Annotated in this window: 13 protein-coding genes and 2 pseudogenes; 9 read left to right on the top strand and 6 right to left on the bottom strand. The window is 56.2% G+C overall.

What is annotated here, in order from left to right; all coding sequences use genetic code 11:
- Positions 1 to 671 precede the first annotated feature (671 nt).
- Positions 672 to 1,856 carry a M20 family metallopeptidase gene (locus tag YUA_RS0140190; protein WP_027535687.1) on the top strand — a complete coding sequence of 395 codons (1,185 nt, stop codon included), beginning with the start codon at positions 672 to 674 and terminating at the stop codon, positions 1,854 to 1,856.
- A gap of 1,274 nt (positions 1,857 to 3,130) precedes the next feature.
- Here the strand turns inward: YUA_RS0140190 and YUA_RS0140185 are convergent.
- Both YUA_RS0140185 and YUA_RS46585 read right to left on the bottom strand, forming a co-directional pair.
- Entirely contained in the window at positions 3,131 to 4,081 is a 951-nt protein-coding gene (locus YUA_RS0140185) for a methyltransferase domain-containing protein (protein ID WP_027535686.1), read from the bottom strand.
- Positions 4,082 to 5,520: 1,439 nt separating this feature from the next.
- Positions 5,521 to 6,753, bottom strand: a pseudogene (locus YUA_RS46585) (ATP-grasp domain-containing protein); the annotation flags it as partial.
- Positions 6,754 to 8,307: 1,554 nt separating this feature from the next.
- Between YUA_RS46585 and YUA_RS47375 the strand changes: the two are divergent.
- Positions 8,308 to 8,514, top strand: coding sequence for a hypothetical protein (locus tag YUA_RS47375; RefSeq protein WP_156947612.1), 207 nt, complete (start codon positions 8,308 to 8,310; stop codon positions 8,512 to 8,514).
- A 256-nt stretch (positions 8,515 to 8,770) separates the two neighbouring features.
- On the opposite strand, the gene YUA_RS0140160 is transcribed toward YUA_RS47375, so the two are convergent.
- Together YUA_RS0140160 and YUA_RS46575 are read right to left on the bottom strand one after the other, a co-directional pair.
- Positions 8,771 to 9,544, bottom strand: a complete 774-nt coding sequence (locus YUA_RS0140160) for an enoyl-CoA hydratase/isomerase family protein (RefSeq protein ID WP_027535684.1) — start codon at positions 9,542 to 9,544, stop codon at positions 8,771 to 8,773.
- 14 nt (positions 9,545 to 9,558) lie between these two features.
- Positions 9,559 to 10,305: a FadR/GntR family transcriptional regulator gene (locus tag YUA_RS46575; protein WP_051383638.1), complete on the bottom strand. Its 747-nt coding sequence runs from the start codon at positions 10,303 to 10,305 to the stop codon at positions 9,559 to 9,561.
- Positions 10,306 to 10,413: 108 nt separating this feature from the next.
- Here YUA_RS46575 and YUA_RS0140150 point away from each other — a divergent pair, with 108 nt between their 5' ends.
- The 7 genes from YUA_RS0140150 (at position 10,414) to YUA_RS0140120 (ending at position 17,542) form a co-directional block, all read left to right on the top strand.
- A complete protein-coding gene (locus YUA_RS0140150) occupies positions 10,414 to 11,541 on the top strand; it encodes an ABC transporter ATP-binding protein (protein ID WP_051383637.1) in 1,128 nt (375 codons plus the stop codon).
- Positions 11,538 to 12,593: an ABC transporter substrate-binding protein gene (locus tag YUA_RS46570; protein WP_051383636.1), complete on the top strand. Its 1,056-nt coding sequence runs from the start codon at positions 11,538 to 11,540 to the stop codon at positions 12,591 to 12,593. Before YUA_RS0140150 ends, YUA_RS46570 begins: the two co-directional genes overlap by 4 nt.
- Before the next feature lie 43 nt (positions 12,594 to 12,636).
- Complete coding sequence (locus YUA_RS0140140; RefSeq protein WP_027535682.1) at positions 12,637 to 13,416, top strand: enoyl-CoA hydratase/isomerase family protein; 780 nt, start codon at positions 12,637 to 12,639, stop codon at positions 13,414 to 13,416.
- Positions 13,417 to 13,418: 2 nt separating this feature from the next.
- Positions 13,419 to 15,533, top strand: a complete 2,115-nt coding sequence (locus YUA_RS0140135) for an acetate--CoA ligase family protein (protein WP_035972993.1) — start codon at positions 13,419 to 13,421, stop codon at positions 15,531 to 15,533.
- Entirely contained in the window at positions 15,530 to 16,372 is an 843-nt protein-coding gene (locus YUA_RS0140130) for an ABC transporter permease (RefSeq protein WP_027535680.1), read from the top strand. Before YUA_RS0140135 ends, YUA_RS0140130 begins: the two co-directional genes overlap by 4 nt.
- Before the next feature lie 133 nt (positions 16,373 to 16,505).
- Entirely contained in the window at positions 16,506 to 17,207 is a 702-nt protein-coding gene (locus YUA_RS0140125; protein ID WP_198029594.1) for an ABC transporter permease, read from the top strand.
- A gap of 104 nt (positions 17,208 to 17,311) precedes the next feature.
- A complete protein-coding gene (locus tag YUA_RS0140120; protein ID WP_156947610.1) occupies positions 17,312 to 17,542 on the top strand; it encodes a hypothetical protein in 231 nt (76 codons plus the stop codon).
- 78 nt (positions 17,543 to 17,620) lie between these two features.
- Here YUA_RS0140120 and YUA_RS49500 read toward each other — a convergent pair whose 3' ends face one another.
- Together YUA_RS49500 and nifW are read right to left on the bottom strand one after the other, a co-directional pair.
- Positions 17,621 to 18,124, bottom strand: a complete 504-nt coding sequence (locus tag YUA_RS49500; protein WP_245285384.1) for a transposase — start codon at positions 18,122 to 18,124, stop codon at positions 17,621 to 17,623.
- A 196-nt stretch (positions 18,125 to 18,320) separates the two neighbouring features.
- Positions 18,321 to 18,413, bottom strand: a pseudogene (nifW, locus tag YUA_RS46565) (nitrogenase-stabilizing/protective protein NifW); the annotation flags it as partial.

Genomic DNA, 18,413 nt, shown 5'->3' with positions numbered 1-18,413 from the left:
TCTCGCCCGCGACCGGATGCGCCAGGATGACAGTGTCGCAAAACCGACGCGCCAGTTGAGCTCTCACCTTTCTACGTCCTGGATCAGCTCGGGTTTCCGGCGCGGATCGACTGTCAGACCGACCCGTCAGGGTTCATCGGCCCGCAAACTCGGGCACATCGCATCAGGAGATTGGCTTCGGTCATAATGAGCAGGACCCACCGCGGTAGACAACATTACGGATCGGGTGTGGTATCGGCGCCGAATACCGTCGTGAGGCATCAGGCATTATCAACGCAACAGGACTGCTCGCGCGATTGATCCACAATCTGATGGACCCGCCTGCCGAGCCCCGGACGCTGGAGTTGGGCAGCTTCGCCCCAACACACCGCCGCAGCGACGTTCCCTGCCAGCGCGGACAAAGCGTAGCTCCCGGCGCGACGCAGGCCTTGGCGCAGGGAAAAGCAACAGTTCAAGGTCCTCGTCGGCCATTCCGGCCAGCGACGGCCAAGTTCAGCCCGGCAGCCGGCCAGCCAGAATCACGGCGATAGTCTGATTCCGCGAAGGCGCGCGTCAGCCCTCAATGTTGCGGCATTGCTGCGTCATGGTCTAGTTGGACGATGTATTTCGTCGCTCAGAGCCTGCTAGCTTAGGAAGTAGGTTCTGGGACTTCCTACAGGGGCGACTAGGGAATGAGAACAACTGCAAACAAATTGATTTCCGATGCCGAGCAAACCGCAATCATCGAGATGCGTCATGCCATGCATCGTGAGCCCGAGCTTTCCAATAATGAATGGAAAACTCAGGAACGAATCCGCGAAACCCTCGAAAAGTTCGGACTGGCGGGCGCGAAAACGTTTCACAAAACTGGCCTGTACGTCGACATCGAAGGCTTGGCTCCGGGACCGCAGCGCTCCGTCGCTGTACGGGGAGACATCGATGCGTTGCCGATTCAGGAAACTCGAGACGACCTGCCTTATCGCTCGCAAGTCCCCGGGGTGATGCACGCCTGTGGCCACGATATGCATGCATCGATAGCCATGGGGACCGCGCTTGCACTGCGTAGGATGCGTGAGAGCTTTTCCGGCAGGCTTCGCGTGTTCTTCCAGCCGGCTGAGGAGGCTGAACCGCTAGGTGGTCGTTCGATAGCCGAAAATAGTCTGCTTGACGGGTTCGACGCTGCCGTTGGCTTCCATGTCAAACCTGATTTGCCCGCCGGCACGTACGGGGCACTCGCAGGGGCAGTAACCACGTCGGCCGATCAATTCGTCCTCAATCTCATTGGGACCATGGCTCACGGCTCCAGTCCGCATGCCGGGGTGGACGCAATTGCGATAGCGGGGGCTTTTATTAACGAGGTCCAAAAGGTCGTGTCTCGAGAAATGCCATTCGAGGATGGCGCTCATATCACAATTGGCACTATCGCTGGTGGCGGGGCGACAAACATCATTTGCCCTTGTGTTACCATGAGTGGAACAATCAGAACGAGCAGTGTAGCCAGGAGGAATATCCTGATTCGGCGCGTTCGCGAAATAGCTGAAGGTGTCGCCACCATGCATCGGGGAAAAGCTGAGTTTTCCTGTACAGCGGGCGAGCCGCCTGTCATCAACGATTCGGTCATGGTCGAGCGCTTTCGACGACTGGTGAGTGAGACGATGGGCGAGAGCCACTTTTCTGACAAGAAACTGCCGATTAGCGGTGCCGACGATTTCGGCTTCTATTCCACGTGTGTGCCTTCGATCTATTTCTGGTTTGGCAGCAAGGAGCCGGGCAACGAGGTCGGAGTGCACACACCTGCTTTCGGAGCCTCTGATGACCTGCTTATTCCGACAACTGAACTGACGGTCCGCTACTGCTTGGAACTGCTGAAGTCGTAATGGCAACCTTGTTCGGGCTCAGCCAGGTCTGGTAGCGCCATCTGCGCGGCGGAGATCGATACCGCGCCGTTCGACCCCGAAGGTCAGATGAAGTTGCCTCGATCCAGGCGCTTGGGCTAGAGCGACATGCCAAACCCATCGCCAAAGAATCTTGACCAGGTCACCGCTGCGGCCCCGGAAGATGTAGAGATCGCCGGCATGGGGATCGGGCTTCCGGCTCTCCTGAACCGTAAGAGGCAGGCTTCACATGCCGCGGCGCATATCGGTGGGGATCCAGACTCTGACGCCGCTCGGAATCGGAATCATCGTCGTCGCAAGGCTCAAGGACCTGCTGCAGCGCCTCAACGTCAACGTCACGTCGACGCGAACACGACTGCCATCGAGCTCAATCTCGATGATTCCAGCCCCTGCACGCGGCGCGGCGGTAAATATCCCAGTTGTGGTGCGCCGGTCGAGATCAGAGCCGCTACAGGTGTGGTCGCGACGGGAACAAGAGCAGGCGCGGCATCTCCGCCCAGTCGCCCCTGGCGCGCTTGTCGACGCCAGGTGAACAGGAGGCTACGAGCCACCTCGTGCCGGCGTGCCCCCCGCAGACCGTCTCGCCAGGCTACAAGGTCTCTTCGACAAGGCGGACCTTCTCGTCGTAACTCCATCGCCGCCGACGCTCGGGCGCCCAACAAATTGAACTTCATTCCCGACGTGATCTCAAAGCTAGACTTAAGCTCAAATCCTTAGGCCGCCTCGCAAACTACACAAGGCGGCCTTCGGAGAGATACGGTACGGATGCGCACAAAAAAAGCAGTAGCGCCTTGGCCACTGCCTAGGCCGCCTCGATCAGCATAGCGTGCGCATGACTGCGGCCGATCCTGCTGATGCGACCGTGATGGGCCGCTCTCGGTCAGAGGCGACGCACGAGAAGATGACGGCGGAGGGTCCGATCCTCGTCCTTTATGATACGAAAAAATTTAGCTGGCACCACAAGCCGGATCGGCCCTCACGGGTAAGACGGCTGGGCGCGCGCAGTGCGGCATTCTGAGGCATTCGAGCGCCCCGACAACCCAGCGCTTCCGACCGCCTTGGCGGCAACCACGTTCTGGACAAGCAAGAAAGACGGCCCGCTGACAATCCCGCTATCAGACTTCTCGATCATTTGGTGACGGACCAAGACAAGAAATATCGTGATCTGGCGCGGGTTTATCGCAGCTGCCTGACACCAAACTGGGAGCGGCGGTCAAAGCAAAAATATGAGTAATTGAAAGGAGGTAGATCCTTGATCAGGCGACCCGTCGCCCCCTACCGACCAAGGCATTGCGCGCGATGCGCGCCTCGAATTCACCCTGAGAGCTTCGTGTCACGACGAGCCCGAAATGCTTATCAAGAAGCGCGAGTACGCGCTGCGTGTGCGGCCGAAGCTTCTCCAGCCCGTACATCTTGACAACATATTCGGCTAGTAATTGGAGAACGCTTTGCTCATCTCCTCCGTGGAACACGAAAGGGTCTGTGATGCGCTGCACCGTTACCTCATCGAACTGCGCAACAGCGAACAGATCGAGGACCTCGCCCGCGGTAAAATGAGGATAGTCATGCGGTGTCACCGAATAAAGTGACACCACGTCAGCGAACCAGCGAGCAGTGGGTGAGCCCTCTTCGAAGTCGTGAAGAACAAGGATACCACCGGGCCGGAGAATTCGCGCGGCCGCCTGGACCGCGGTCGCGCGCTGAGCACGCGGGATGTGGTGCGTGCCGTAAGCCATCAGCACACCATCCACCGATCCGTCTCTAATCCAGAACGGATCGGTCGCGCTTTGCCATATCGCAAATAGACCGTCGCGGATGCAACGGTCGACCATGAACTGAGAGATATCAGAGTTGATGAACGTGGGGCAGCGCGCCGCGCCCAAGAGTTGTTGGGCCACCTTGTTCACGTATCCGTCGCCAGCGAGAAGATCGCAGATGATCAACGATGAACAAAGTCCGTCACGACCATTGGGGTGCATCTTGTCCAGCAGATCCATCACACCCTCCGATCGTGCCAGCAGCGACAGTTGGATGCTATCGAGGTAGTCCGACCCACGTCCTTCCGGGGTAAACTCATTGCGCGAGAGTTTGACCAGATCGGTATGGGCGAATGATTCTCTAACTATTCTCGGATCGATGGCCGTGAAGGCCATCGGGTCTAACTTTTTCAACCTAGCGATGTGAGACTCTACACGATTCGGAAACATCGTAGTTCTCCATGGCGATCACGAGTGGAGCTCGTAGCCAGACTTGAGGGGACGAGAGGCTGAATGATTGAGTTATCGAGTTTACGGACACCTCGGAGGAATTATTGTCGCCGTGACTATCAGTATTCAATTTGACGTTGTTCCTTGTTGGAACGTGTATCCGTCGTGGGGACTTCATCTCTGAAGAAACGATACGCCGCCGCCTCACAGAACTTGCCGAATTTGGTCCTTCGCCCATTCCCGTCTCCTGAATTACCCGTAGTCGAATCCGCAGCACTGGCTGAGCACGTCGTATCCCGGCGCGCCTTTCGATCTCATCCTTCGGGCAAATCGTCCAACCAGCAGGCGCCCTCAAGGTGCAGCCGGGAAAAGACCTTTCCGATCATTTCCGGCGTCTTGCTTTGATGATATCGCATATATACTCGGCCATCGGCCCCGAGATCGAGGATCTCAATCTTTCCTGTGTAATGGGACATGGCGTATTTGAATGTTTTTTGAATGCCGCTGAGACGTTGGTTGATACTGCGCGCAATCTCTATCCCGCGGCGCAGTGAAACCTGAAAATGCGATGCGCCCCGCACCGGCCTAGCCTGAAAGAGATAGTAAGGGCGGACACCCGTTTGATGACACCTGGCGAAGGTGGCAGCCAAGATCTCTGGATCATCATTGACATTCGCGAGAAGCACGGTTTGGTTCAGGAACTGCACACCCTGCGCACGCAAGGAGCGAATGTTCCGCTCCGCATTGACCGAGATTTCACCGATATGGTCGAAGTGTGTGACGACCACTGCGGTCTTACCAGCATCATGGATCCGTTGGAACAATGTTGTTAGAGCGGGATCCTCGAATCGGTCGGGCTGATAGGCTAATGCTTTAGTACCGAATCGAATTGAATTCAGGTGTGGAATTGGCAGCAGATGATCAAGTATTTTGCCTAGTTTGGCCGTGCTAAGCATGAATGGGTCGCCGCCCGATAGCAGCACGTTCGTCATCTCGGAATGACCACAAATATATTGCGCAATCTGGGCGAAATCAGCTGCGATTTCATCGGAGTCTTTGCCAACAATGCGTTTGCGAAGGCAGTAACGGCAATAAGAAGCGCAACGGTCCGTTACCAGCAACAACCCGGTTTGGGCGTACTTGTGCTGGAATCCGGGCACGATCGTGTTGTCGTGCTCGCCGCTGGTATCCAATTGGCCAAGACTGTCGAACTCCTTTAATGAGGGCTCCACAATGTACTTCAGCTGGTCATAGTAACCACTGTTGGTGATCTGCTCACGGTAGAATTTCGTCACGTGATAGCGCGTGATGCTGCTGGCTTGAAGTTCGGCCTCGCTAACGACGCGCGTTCCTTCGATGAATTTCATCACCGCAGTGTGGGGGCGCGAATCCGAGTAGGTGGATGGTGCCGGCAGGTGAGTTCCCGATGATTGTTTCCGTTCGCCAAGGGGCGGGATTGGTGCGATCGACCAACCGATTAGGTCGACGGCTTGCTGAAGTATCGCATCGGTCTGAGCTCGGCTGGCCGAAGCAGCGATGACATGTCCAATAGTGTCTCGATAATCGCCTTTCCTTACAATCGGTGTCCTGGGTTCAACATAGAATTTCACTTCAACGACACCTGGTATCGCAGCCGCGCGGCTGTCACCATCCGTCCAATCGAGGATGCCATCGCGATCAGCGTTTAGCATGCGCGCGGTGGCAGTGTGAGAATGGCTTCTGCGTAAATCCCATTCCTCGCCGATGACAGCTTTGATGTGCTCGGTGACAAGATCGATACCGTAAGCCAGGTGAATCAGTCGAGGAATGGTCCCACCCGGAATACGCGGATTGACTTCAATGACCACTGGGCCACGCTTCGTCCACCGGAACTCAATGTTTGTTGGCCCCCAGCCAAGGCCGAGAGCTCGCAAACAGCTCAGCGAAAGATCGGCGACACGTTTATACTCCTCATCGGTTAACACCGCCGGAAAAGTGGATTCGAGAACAACGAAATGTGGTGGGCGGTCGAAGTTGGTGGCGGAGATCGCAACGACTTCACTTCCCATTGTGTCAGCACTATAGTGCTGGCCTTGTGCGAATTCCTCGACCAGTATTCTTGGCGAAGATCTCCACGTGTGCTTCCCACTCAACAGATAAGTAGTATGTTCGGCTAACTCATCGACGGTGCGGCTCAACAGGACGCCGATGCTACCGCTGCCGATCCTTGGCTTAAGGATCACCGGCAGGCCAATGTCCCGGGCAGCACTTTCTACGTTCGCCGCATCCTCTGCCAGTCGATAAGCGGGCACTGGTACGCCGGCTTCCGCGAGAAGTTGACGTTGGGTGAATTTGTCGCAGCAACCTTCAATCGATGCGGGGTTCGGTCCTGGTAGATTGAAGTGCTGGCTGAGCTTGCCAACCATTACATAAACGGATTCGTCGTCGCCCGCAAAGCCAGTGATGCCAGCAATGTCATAGGTCGTACGCAGCCGGGAACATTCGTGGATCAGCGTATCGAGATTGTCTGTATCGACACGGATTGCCTCAACCCCTTCCGCCGCAAGATAACCGTACTGAGTTAGATCTGACGACAGGGTAATTGGATGAAGCCCCAGACGCTGGGCCGCTTTCACATATAGCAGACCAATACTTCTGTGGCCCTCAAGTAGGACGAGCGCTCTTCTTGCCAATGTTAACTCCTATAGTGCGTGCTCTGCGGTAGTCGGACAATTCAAAACCCCGCACATTCCGAAAACACCGGATGGATGCCCGAAATCGAGCACAGCAATCGCGATATGATCGATCTCACGAAATTGCGACGGCGAACTCGCGGTCGTCCAGTTGTCATTTACACTCCTTTTCATAGCGCTCGAAATGGCGCCCCCTTCTTCGTTCGTCGAATCCGCAATTTGAACGACAACCTCGCGCACAACAGCTAGGCTCTCCTAACTGCAGATCAGTTCGTTCGTTAGTTGAGGAGACGCCAAGTTCCCGTGCTCGGGGTTCGACAACTCAGCTTTATGCTCGCAACGTCCGATTGAGCGACGAAGAGCTTCCTTGCTCTCTCGAACGATTCACGAGAAATTCCATGACCAACGGCCCATCCGTGAGCGAAACTCCGCTTCGCCTCCGCATCTGCTGCTGTGCCAGCAATCCGCGTGCCAAAGATATTGTGCGAGCCTTGCGCAAGAAAACGGTATCCTATTTCGCCGACCGCCTAAGTCTTTCGCTATTGTGTCGAGCTTGGAACATGAGCGTCTTAAACAGGACACGTCAGATGCGTCTCGCACAACGCTCAAGCAAATTGTATGTGGCCGCTCTAGCGTCGCGTGAGCTGGTCTCGGTTGTTTGAACTGAATCCCCGCATCGATCAGTCCGCTACTGGGGTTAAGCTGCCGTGCGGAGCGGCGGCGAGGTGTAGTCGGCGCATTGCGTCGGCAGAAATGCTCCTGAATCCTGAGTTGTTGCCTCACCTAAATTGCTCCCAATGGCAGGGGAGCGCGAGGGCAACGATGTGGCGATTAAGTATGGCGACGAAGAAGGTGCTGAAGTCTGCTTTGGCGCAACGCTACAGGATGGGCCCTGCTGCCGATCTTGATTGAACCGATGGACGGCATGGCCATATCGACCTGCCGCTAGAGATTCAGGCTAAATTGTTATTGATGAGTGCGGCGATGATCTTAGGGCACCTCGAGGAGTTCGTGAACAAAGTGGCCAACAGCGCCGTCGCTCTTTAGCAAGTGCTCTGCAACGCAGCAATCCTGTTCGCACTTCAACCGATTGGGGAGATCCGGTCCGGATTTCGTTGCTGCTGATCTTGTTGCTCACAGCAGTCCTTCGGGACGCGGCAGTTTCGTTCAGACGCTCGTTCTCACGGACATCACAACCGGAATACGCGCCACTTCTGGTGCGCGAAACAGAGGACAAACAGAGGTTGTTGAGCGCGGTTCTGATCGAACCTCGTTTGCGCTCTTGGTCTGGACCGATTCCGTGTTCATGAACGAGACCTTGTAGCATATTGCGAACAGGCTGGCATCGTCTTCGCGCGGTCGCTCCTATTGCAAGAGCGATCAGGCATTGTCGAGCAGAAGAACGGCACGGTGGTGCGACGAATGGCGACCGCACCGGTCAGAGCAACTTGCGTCCTCGTGGCGAAGGGCCTGGCCGAGAATAGGCCCACATCTGTATCGACGATGCTCACCGAATTGCGTTCACCAAGGTCATGAAGAGTGAGCGGCGGAACAGTGGCCTTCCTGAAGGCCGCGATCGCTTATTGCGCGAGCCTCGGCGTCACGGTCGAGCGGATGATCACCGACAACGGATCCTGCTACAAATTCTTTGCTTTCCGCAAAACCTACACGCCTCGGCATCAAACACATGCGCACCAAATCCTACACCTCAAAGCCGAATGGAAGGCCGTGCGCTCCCACCCATCAGCAGACTTGCTCTGATCAGGAACAACCTGTTGAGGCTCCATAAGAACGCGCAGTCGGCTTGTTGATCGTGACAGAGATTGAGAATTGAGACGTCCGCAGTCGTGGCGGGCGACTTATCAAGTTGCGCTCGTTTTCAGCTCGCACTAAGAGATGGAGAAGGAAGAGCGCTATCGATAACGCGCGGAGTCGTGAATAGAATCAACACATGATTCCCGCTCCCTCGCCGAGGCACCCCGTCCTAGATAAACTTACCGCCTAGGTGCACTACCCTTCAATTTCCAATAAATTTCGGTGGCCGACTTGCGGTGAACGCCTGGGCGCCTTCAGACGCATCTTGCGTGCCCATAAGGAACCGATTGAACATCTGCTCTATTCGGAGCCCCGTCGCCAAGTCGACGTCCCTGCTGCGAAGGGCAAGCTCCTTTGATGCCTGTACGGCGAGCGGCGCGTTGCGAGCAGTCCGACGTGCATACTCCAGCGCTGCAGGCATAAGCTCATCGGGCGCAACAACCTTGTTGATGATTCCCCAACCTCTCGCCGTCTCTGCATCAATGTCGTCGCCGGTCAGGAGAAGTTCCATTGCGAGCGGATATGGCAGATTCATTAGCGTCCGTTGTGTGCCGCCATTGCCCGCGATAATTCCTCTTTTGATCTCTGGTAACCCGAAACGTGCGTGGGAAGCGGCAATGCGAATGTCCGTTGCAAACAGGAGCGTCATTCCACCTCCCAAGCACCAGCCGTTCACGGCTGCGATGATCGGCTTCCAAACCTCCAGCCCTCGATTGAGAAGCTCTTCCCTTTGTGTCTGCCACATTTCGCTTGCGTTTGGAGGATTCGGTATGAACTCCTTCAGATCTGCGCCTGCGCAGAATGATTTCGTACCTGCACCGGTGACGATGGCCGCACGAATGTTCGCGTTGTCCCGAACTTCTATCCACGCCGCGGAAAGCGATTGATAATGCTCATGATTTAGAGCGTTGAGACGATCGGGGCGGTTGAGGATTACCGTCGCTATCCCATCGTCGATGGTAAGATCAATGCTCATGTCTAGCCTTCTACCTAGTCTTCGAGTGAGATGTTGACTGGCGCATGAGGCGCGATCTGCTTCGAGTAGGCGACCACATGTCGCTCCATACGCCGCCGAGCGGCCGCGGAGTCTTGGCGCAAGATTGCATCCATTACGCGCCTGTGAGCTTTGGCCACCGCGAGCCGCGATTCAGCCGTATTGAATTCGTCGATGTCGGTTGCTGCGTGCATGACGTCTGAAATCGCGAGCATGAATCCGATCAACAGGTCGTTGTGGCTGGCCTGCATCACGGCTAGATGCCACTTTGTATTGGCCTTGAGATACCGGCTTACATCATTCAAGGATGACTCCAGTTCGAGGCATGCGTGCTCCATGCGTTCCAGATCGTCGTCGGTGCGGTGGATCGCTGCTAGGCTCGCGCCGTTCGGCTCCAGCGCCTCTCGAGTCTCAATGATCGCTTGGAACGGGAGCCGGCGGCCGCGAATCAGGAGTTGAATCGGGCGAGTCATGATTGCCGGCCTTGGCTTCTGCACAACGGCTCCGCCGTTTCGCCCGGGCCGCGTTGTGATGAGATCGTCTGCTTCTAGGAGGCTAAGCGCCTCGCGAACGGAGGTACGACTTATTCCCGTCCTTTCTACGAGCTCTCGCTCGGAAGGAAGGGCGTCACCCTCTCGTAATTCGTCACTTAAGATTTTCTCACGCAGCATGGCTGCGAGCACGCCAGACTTCTTCGGCGTCTGAATGACATCGATGTCCAAGGGCGACTTCTCGGGCTTCATAGCAGTTTCCAAATTGGTCCAACAATTGTCTTGACGGCAAATACCATAGGTCCTACATTTAGGCCAGAGAAATTCGTCGCCTTCTTTGCCCCCGAATCGCTGAGTTCGATGATCATGTGTGCAGAACGATCAGGGACGAGCGAGCGCGGCAGACTTGAGATTCGTGACGTAAGCAAGCGCTTCGGCGATCTAGAAGTCGTCCGTTCAACGTCGCTCTCGATTGGGTCCGGGCAATTCGTGACTTTGCTTGGGCCGAGTGGCTCTGGAAAGACGACCCTGCTCAAGATGATTGCGGGCTTTGAGCACCCCTCCACAGGGGCAATACTGATAGGTGACCGCGACGTCACAAGCCTGGCACCGCAAAAGCGAAACGTCGGTTTTGTATTCCAACAATATGCTCTGTTTCCGCACCTCACAGTCGCTGGCAACCTGGCCTACCCACTTCAAATGCGCGGGATGCGAAAGCGCGAGATTGAGGGCGCGGTTAAAGAAGCGCTTGAGATGGTGCGGCTCTCGGATTTGGCAACCCGACGGCCTTCGGACCTTTCCGGCGGTCAACAGCAGCGCGTCGCGCTTGCGCGGGCCCTGATATTTCGGCCGCCGGTCTTGCTGATGGACGAGTCGCTGGCAGCGCTTGATAAGCGGTTACGAGAGGAAATGCAGCTTGAAGTCCGCAATCTTCAACGCGCGCTGAAGATTACCACAATCGCCGTCACTCACGATCAAACCGAAGCACTCGTCATGTCGGACATGATCGTCGTTATTAATGATGGAGCGGTTCAACAGATGGGCAGCCCGGCGGACCTCTATTACCGGCCCCAGAATGAATTCGTTGCCGGATTTCTTGGTGAATCGAACGTCCTCAAAGGGCGCGTCGAGGTAGGTGCGGGCCGAACCGAGCTGGTATTAGGCTCAGGACTGCGAGTCCAGATGGGTGCGTCCTCTTCAGTTAGTTCGGGTGCATCTGTCACCTGCCTCGTTCGCCCCGAGGCAATCGAGCTATTCCCGCCCACGGAAGATGCATCTCGTGAACTGCGGGGCCGTGTCCTTCAGCGCATATTTTGCGGCGACACCTTTCGTGTGACTCTGCAATTGTCCGACGGCACCTTTGTTTTATCGAGGCCGATCGGTGGAAATTCTCGATGGCTGCCCGAGCCGGGCGAAGACGCTCGAGTTTCCTGGCATCCTTCCGATTTAGTGCTCATCTCCCCAGCGCCGAAAGGGAACCACGCATGACAATTGAAAGCCGCATGACTACGCGCCGCCGCTTCGTTGCCACGATGGCGACCGCTTCCGCCGCGCTAGCTCTCCCTGCGATAGCCGCCCGTGCGCAGAGTGGCAAGGAACTTGTTTTTGCTGGCTTCGGGGGCGCCTATCAAGAAGGGCAAGTCAAGGCGCTGTTCGAGCCCTTTGAGAAGGAAACTGGTATCCGTATCATTGCGACAACAGGCGTCGAATTGGCGCGCCTGAAGGCGCAGGTGGGCTCCAACAATGTTGAATGGGATTTGATCTCGCTGCCAGATCGCCTGCGCTACACGGCTCTCCTCGAGGGGCTTCTCGAGAAGTTGGACTACAGCAGATTTTCAGTTGCGGACCTGCTCCCGCAAACAGTGACTGACTACTGCTGTGGCTGTGTCACGTTCGCTGCACAACTTACCTACAATAATGAGGTGTTTAGCGGTCAGCCCACGCCTACCACGTGGCGTGACATGTGGGACACGGACAAGTTCAAGGGGCGCCGCGGCATGCTTTCTTCGGTCACTTACTTGTTGGAGTTCGCACTCCTGGCGGATGGCGTTCCGAAAGAAAAACTTTACCCGCTCGACGTCGAAAGATCACTCAAGAGTTTGGAAAAGTTCAAGCGAACCGCCGTCTGGTGGACCCAATTCCCGCAGGTCGAGCAGATGCTTCTTTCGCGCGAGATTGTAATGACTCCATGGACCCGAGGCGTGACATCGCAGCTCGCGGGCAAGCCTATTCGCGTTTCGTACGATGGGGCCGCAATCTCATACGAGGGCTGGGTTATTCCCAAAGGATCGAAGAACTACGATCAAGCGATGCGATTTATCGAATTTGCAATTCGCCCGGATCGTCAAGCTGAACTCACAAAGTACATAGCGTACGGGCCAACTAATCGTAAGGCGTTCCCCCTCGTTGCGCCTTCGGTCCTCGATTTGCTGCCTTCCGCATCGAGAAACTTTGACGCGGGATTCCTCTTCAACGGTGAATGGTGGGGGCCGAATCTAGCTCGTGTTACGGAGCGGTTTAACGAATGGCGACTGAGCTAATCAGTTCCTACGAGCGTGAAGCTTAAGAACAATGAGCGAATCTATGGAAAAGGTAGTCTTCGAAAGCCATGGTGGTATTGCTGTCCTAACCATCAACCGCCCGGCTGCAATGAATGCCTATGATGCAGAGGTAGTAGCCTCCATGGGCGAATACTTTAACGAATTCGATCGAGACCCGGAACTGAAAGTTTGTATCCTCACAGGCGCGGGTGAAAAGTCGTTCTGCGCTGGCGCTGACCTGAAAAGTCTGCACGGGGCTAATTTTGGCGGTGGCGTCGCAGAACTTTGGGACGACGATCGATCGTACCGGCTCGGACAGGCTATCCAAGTTCGCAAGCCTGTAATTGCTGCAATCAACGGCTATTGTTTGGCGGGTGGTCTTGAGCTCGCGTTGGCGTGCGATCTACGCATCGCCTCGACACAGGCTTCATTTGGGTGTCCCGAGGTGAAGCGGGCTGTCCTACATGGTTATGGAGCAATGAGACTCGTGCAGACGATCCCGTTCGCCGTCGCAATGGAAATGTTGCTTACGGGAAAGTCCATCGCTGCCCAGCGCGCCTATGAAACGGGACTTGTTAGCCAGGTGGTTGCGCCTGCCAAGCTGCTGCCCACAGCTTTGCAGCTCGCCGCATCCATTGCAGAGAATGCCCCGATGGCGGTCAAGATCACTAAGGAACTTGGCTGGCGAGGCTTGCACGAGCATCCGCACGAATTCATGCGCTTTGTCGCCGCAGGATTGGCGTTGATGCATGCGAGTGAAGATGCGAAGGAGGGCCCTCTCGCATTTGCCGAAAAGCGTCAGCCCGTCTGGAAAGGCTGCTGAACATGAGCACTCCGGTTGAATCGTTGACCGAGAGCCTTCTGCGGCCGCGCTCCATCGCGATGATCGGCGCAACTGCGGCTGTACACAAAGCTGGCGGACGGCGCTGGCGAAGTGCCCTCACTGCACGCGGCGAGCAAGCTATTTACCCAATCCACCCCTCCGCCGATCAGCTCGATGGAAGGCGCGCCTACCGCAGCCTGAAGGAGCTGCCGGATGGGGTAGATCTGGCGGTCGTGATGGTGCCGTCTGACTTCGTGGCCAGCGTTGTCAACGAATGTGCAGCCGCGAATGCGAAAGCGGTCATCGTTGTCTCGGCTGGTTTCGGCGAGACCGGAGAAGCAGGACGGGTCGCAGAGTGTCAAATGGTAACCACCCTGCGCGATCGTGGTATCCGCATGCTGGGTCCCAATAGCGCTGGTGTTTTCAGCGCTGCTGGCGGGGTGAATACGCTCGGTTGGGAAATTCCAAGCGGTCATATCGGTCTGATCACCCAGAGTGGGAATATTGCGCTTAGCTTTACGCGTTATGCGCACGCGCGTCAGGCCGGTTTCTCCAGCATTCTTGCCGTCGGGAATAGCGCGGATCTCACTATCTCCGAACTGGTTGAGGTTCTGCTGTTGGACCACCAGACGAACGTCATCTTGATCTATTGTGAAGGCTTTGCGCCAAATGACGGGCGAAGGTTGATAGACGTTCTGTCGCGTTCAGCCGTGCGAAAACCGGTTGTTATTCTCAAGCCTGGCGGATCAGAAGAGGGGCGCCGGGCAGTCCAGTCTCACACCGGATCACTGGCTGGTGATGACATCATTGTTGACTCCGCTCTCCGCGCTGCGGGGGTGTATCGAGCCCAAGAAATCGATGAGGCGTTCGATGTCGCCCTGGCTTTCTCAATTGGGAAGAGGCTTCGAAGCAGCGCAGTCGCGATCCTGTCTGATGGCGGCGGTCACGCGACCATGGTGGCCGATACAGCCGGGCGTCTAGGGCTCACGCTTGCCAGCTTTTCACCTAGCACCAATGAAAAGCTAAAGACTCTGTTGCCGGTGCGCAGCGGCATCGGAAATCCAGTTGACTTCGCTGGTGTCGCCGAATCGAACCCCGAAAGCATCCCAGGGGTGCTGCAAGCATGCCTCGAAGATCCAGCTGTAAGTGGCGTGATCTTTGCTGGCCACTTCGGTGGCTACCACTTGATGGCGGCCGGCGGCGACTTGTTGAGCGGAGTGAAGTCCGCTGAATCGGCTGCAGCAGAGAGCGTTGGTGAGCTTGCTAGTGCCTCGGACAAACCAGTATTGATCCACAGCGACCATGCAGACAGCCATCCGAGTACGTTGCGCCCCCTGCATTTTGCAGGCGTACCTGTCTATGGAAAGCTTGAGTCTTCGGCGAAAGGTATGGCTGCATTGATGCAGCGCGAAGCCCCGTCCGTCCTTGTCGAGGTGCAAACGCGTGCCGAAGCTCACGTAGACGTTGTAGACACGGTGCTGCTTGAAGATGAATGCCGTCGGATCCTGAGCGAAGCAGGTATAGCAATGCCGCCGTGGTGGGTCGTCCACAATGCGGGAGAAGCACGCGAAGTCAAGTCAAAGGCTCGTGTGCCAATGGCAATGAAATTGTTGTCGTCGCGAGCAATTCACAAGTCGGATGTTGGTGGAGTATTGCTTGGTATAGCTACCGATCAAGACTCGGCGGTGGCGTTTACGAAACTCGAAGGTATCGCGACCCAACTGGGTGAAAGGAATCCCAGAGCCTTGGTCACTCCCATGATAGGGAAGGGGATCGAGTGCTTTATCGGAGCGAAGATTGACCCGCAGTTCGGGCCCGCAATCTTCTTCGGCGCAGGCGGCGTGTTGATCGAAATCATGAAGGATGTGAATTGCAGGCTGGCGCCCATGACCGCCGCGGAATCGGCCGCAATCATAAACGCATCCCGCATCTCACCCCTGCTCTCCGGTTTCAGAGGGGGCGAGAAAGTGGCGCGACAAGCACTCGTCGAGCTTATTGAGAAGGTCTCGCGCTTTTGCTGGGATCGAAGAACTGATTTGATTGAGCTCGACCTGAACCCTGTCATAGTGAATGCGGACGGGGCACACATCGTGGACGCGCGTATGGTGACCGCATGAACCGCTATCTTCGCAGCTACGGTGCCGCGGTCGCACTATTGGCTTTTCCAGCCGCGTTTCTTGCCGTGTTCTTCCTGCTCCCAATTGCTGGAAGTATCGCCCAAAGTGTCGGATCTACGGCTCTCGATTTTTCGCATTATCGTCGTTTAATAGAAGTTCCTCTATACCGCTCGGTATTCTTAAGAACATTGGAAGTGGCGCTCATAGTCTGTGTGATTTGTTTGATCATGGGATACCTATGTGCGTACTTCATAGCCTCACTGGACTCGAAGTGGCGCACGATTGCGATCGGCCTCATCTCGTTTCCGTTTATGTTGTCTGTCTTGGTGAGGAACTACGTATGGACGCTCATCCTGCAAGACACAGGATTGATCAACCGGCTCCTGGTAGACAGCGGCTTGATTTTACTACCGCTTGAGCTCATGTATAATCGCTTTGCGGTAGTAGTCGCGATGGTGAACATGCTGTTGCCATATGCCATCCTGCCTATCTTGAGCTCGCTCTTGGCAATACCGCTTGAATTGAAAACAGCTTCTTCCAGTCTTGGCGCGAGCGAAATGCGGACCTTCATTCGAGTGACGCTACCGCTCACAGTTCCGGGCGCCGCCGTGGCTGCGCTCCTGACGTTCATCATGGGTCTAGGGTTCTACATCACGCCTGCAATGCTCGGCGGGACGCGCGAGATGATGGTCGCGAACCTCATAGCATTTAACGTTAAGGAAGTGCTGAACTGGTCACTCGCATTTGCGTTGTCGACGAGCTTGCTAGCCTCAACGCTGATTCTGTACATGATCTACCGTGCGCTCTTACCCCAAGCGGTCGTCCTGAAAGCCGTCTGAACACCATTCTCTCCAGACCTTTTCCGGCATGTCTCAATATCGTCCCCAAAGCACAGGAATGCGGATACTTCTTGCACTCGCTGGAGTTGGCACAATTTTGTTCCTTCTCCTTCCGGTATTCGCCGTGATTCCAATGTCGTTCAACGACTCGACTCGTTTTGAGATCGTTCCTTCCCATCCATCGCTCACTCAGTACCGTCTGTTCTTCTCCGACGAGAAATGGATGGAATCCTTCTGGCTCTCGGTAAAGGTTGCCTCGATAGTCATGATCAGCGCGACCGTGCTTGGGACGTTGGCGGCGATGGGTATTATGCGCTTGCCTGCACGCCTGCGCGGGATTACTGAGGCCGTGTTTATGTCGCCTCAGATTGTTCCTTCAGTAGTGATCGCGGCGTCTGCGTATTTCATATTTATTGAACTCGGGATGGTTGGCACCGTTACAGGCATAGCAGTGATGCATACCGTAGTCGGCTTGCCGTTCGTCGTTGTGATCATGGGAAGCCGCTTGCAGTCGCTGAGCCCCGACCTGGGGCAGGCATCCGCCAATTTGGGAGCGCAGCCTTGGCAGACGTTCTGGCGTGTAACGCTGCCGCAAATCAGTACCGCGCTGGTCGGTAGCGCGTTACTGGCTTTCCATGTGTCTTTTGATGAAGTGATCTTGTCGCTATTCCTAAGTGGTGCGCGCAACAAGACACTGCCCGTGCGACTCTGGGACGGCATCTTGTTCGAAGTCACCCCCCTACTCCCGGCAATCTCGACTGTGGTGTTAATCGTCCCAGTGATGGGCACACTGATACTGTTCCTGTTTCGGCGTTGGCGGGCAATTAGCGGCTGAGATGTTGACAATTAGGCCGCGCAGCAGAATTCGCGCCGTGGGAGCGCGAATGAGCTTGTCGCCATGGTACCCGGAAAGAAGGAGCTATCGCTAGATCCTGGTCGGTGTTCATGGCGACAATGTCTAAAGATGATGAAAAAGAGTTTGGTCTAATGCTTCGATGCTGTTTGTGCCGGGGTATTCTGCGCGAAAATCGAGAGGGCGAGGCCGACGCGTTGATCATCGATCTCGAAGATTTCGTCGTCACCGAGAAGAAGGAAGTGCGCTTCGGCACGGGGGCTTCAGTTGGCAACGGGCTGTTTTGTCTGAAAGGACAAGCAGTGGACTCAGATTGAGCGTACGCATACGACGAAGACCGCCTGATTGACGCATGCGCACAGGCACGGCGAACTCTAAATAGTGTTGCGTGAAGGTCAGGGGGCCTGCTGATCGGAGGGTTTGTCGTCTTGTCGCAGGAGCTTCCATTCCCAGGGCAGCAGTTCGCGCAGGTGCGAAGCGGGAAGATCGGCGATACGGGCGAGGACGTCGCCGAGCCAGGCCTTGGGATCCACCTCATTGAGGCGACAGGTCGTGATCATCGTCAGCATGATGGCGGCACGGTCAGCGCCACGCTGGTTGCCGTCGAAGGTCCAGTTGCGCCCTCCCCAGGCCATGCCTCTCAATGCGCGCTCGGCGCAATTGTTGGTCAAGCAGATGCTGCCATCGTCGAGGAAACGAGCGAGGTCGTCCCAGCGCCTGAGCACGGCTTCAGGACCTCCGAGGAGCACGATAGGGTTTCTCGCTCGCGGAGCAGCCAGTCGTGCGTGTCGTCGGAGAAGCGGCTTGCTCTGCTCCTGGCGTACGGCACGCCGCTCACAATCGTGTTTGACAGGAATCGCGCGCGGATTTTCGGTGGCGCGGGGACCTGCTTGACACAAATGACGCTATGCATGCGCTTCTCTAGGACAAGGTCGATTTGTTGTCGGCCAAGTCTTAGGTGCAGAGCAGCAAGCGTCATACCAACTGAGAACACCTGAGGTCATGCAACGAAAGAATGAATTGGGTGCATATGCCAAAGTGGTTCCAGGCGCGCCGTAACTATTTGCTCTGAGGCAGACGGCATTTAAGAGAAGGCTATTTCAGCGTACTGAGCGGCACGAAGGCGGCCGGCCTTTTGGGCTCCGCGACCGCATCCTTCAGGACCTTGAAGACCCGTTGGTCGATTGG

It is taken from the genome of Bradyrhizobium sp. WSM3983, from assembly GCF_000473045.1.
GTDB lineage: Bacteria > Pseudomonadota > Alphaproteobacteria > Rhizobiales > Xanthobacteraceae > Bradyrhizobium.
This window is presented reverse-complemented; position numbering and strand designations above follow the sequence as displayed.

Bases quoted from the DNA above. Each gene is read 5' to 3' on its own strand.
- YUA_RS0140140 (WP_027535682.1), top strand. From the start codon at position 12,637: ATGGAAAAGGTAGTCTTCGAAAGCCATGGTGGTATTGCTGTCCTAACC.
- YUA_RS0140185 (WP_027535686.1), bottom strand. From the start codon at position 4,081: ATGTTTCCGAATCGTGTAGAGTCTCACATCGCTAGGTTGAAAAAGTTA.
- YUA_RS0140150 (WP_051383637.1), top strand. From the start codon at position 10,414: ATGATCATGTGTGCAGAACGATCAGGGACGAGCGAGCGCGGCAGACTT.
- YUA_RS0140130 (WP_027535680.1), top strand. From the start codon at position 15,530: ATGAACCGCTATCTTCGCAGCTACGGTGCCGCGGTCGCACTATTGGCT.
- YUA_RS46575 (WP_051383638.1), bottom strand. From the start codon at position 10,305: ATGAAGCCCGAGAAGTCGCCCTTGGACATCGATGTCATTCAGACGCCG.
- YUA_RS0140125 (WP_198029594.1), top strand. From the start codon at position 16,506: ATGTCGTTCAACGACTCGACTCGTTTTGAGATCGTTCCTTCCCATCCA.
- YUA_RS46570 (WP_051383636.1), top strand. From the start codon at position 11,538: ATGACAATTGAAAGCCGCATGACTACGCGCCGCCGCTTCGTTGCCACG.
- YUA_RS0140135 (WP_035972993.1), top strand. From the start codon at position 13,419: ATGAGCACTCCGGTTGAATCGTTGACCGAGAGCCTTCTGCGGCCGCGC.
- YUA_RS0140160 (WP_027535684.1), bottom strand. From the start codon at position 9,544: ATGAGCATTGATCTTACCATCGACGATGGGATAGCGACGGTAATCCTC.
- YUA_RS0140190 (WP_027535687.1), top strand. From the start codon at position 672: ATGAGAACAACTGCAAACAAATTGATTTCCGATGCCGAGCAAACCGCA.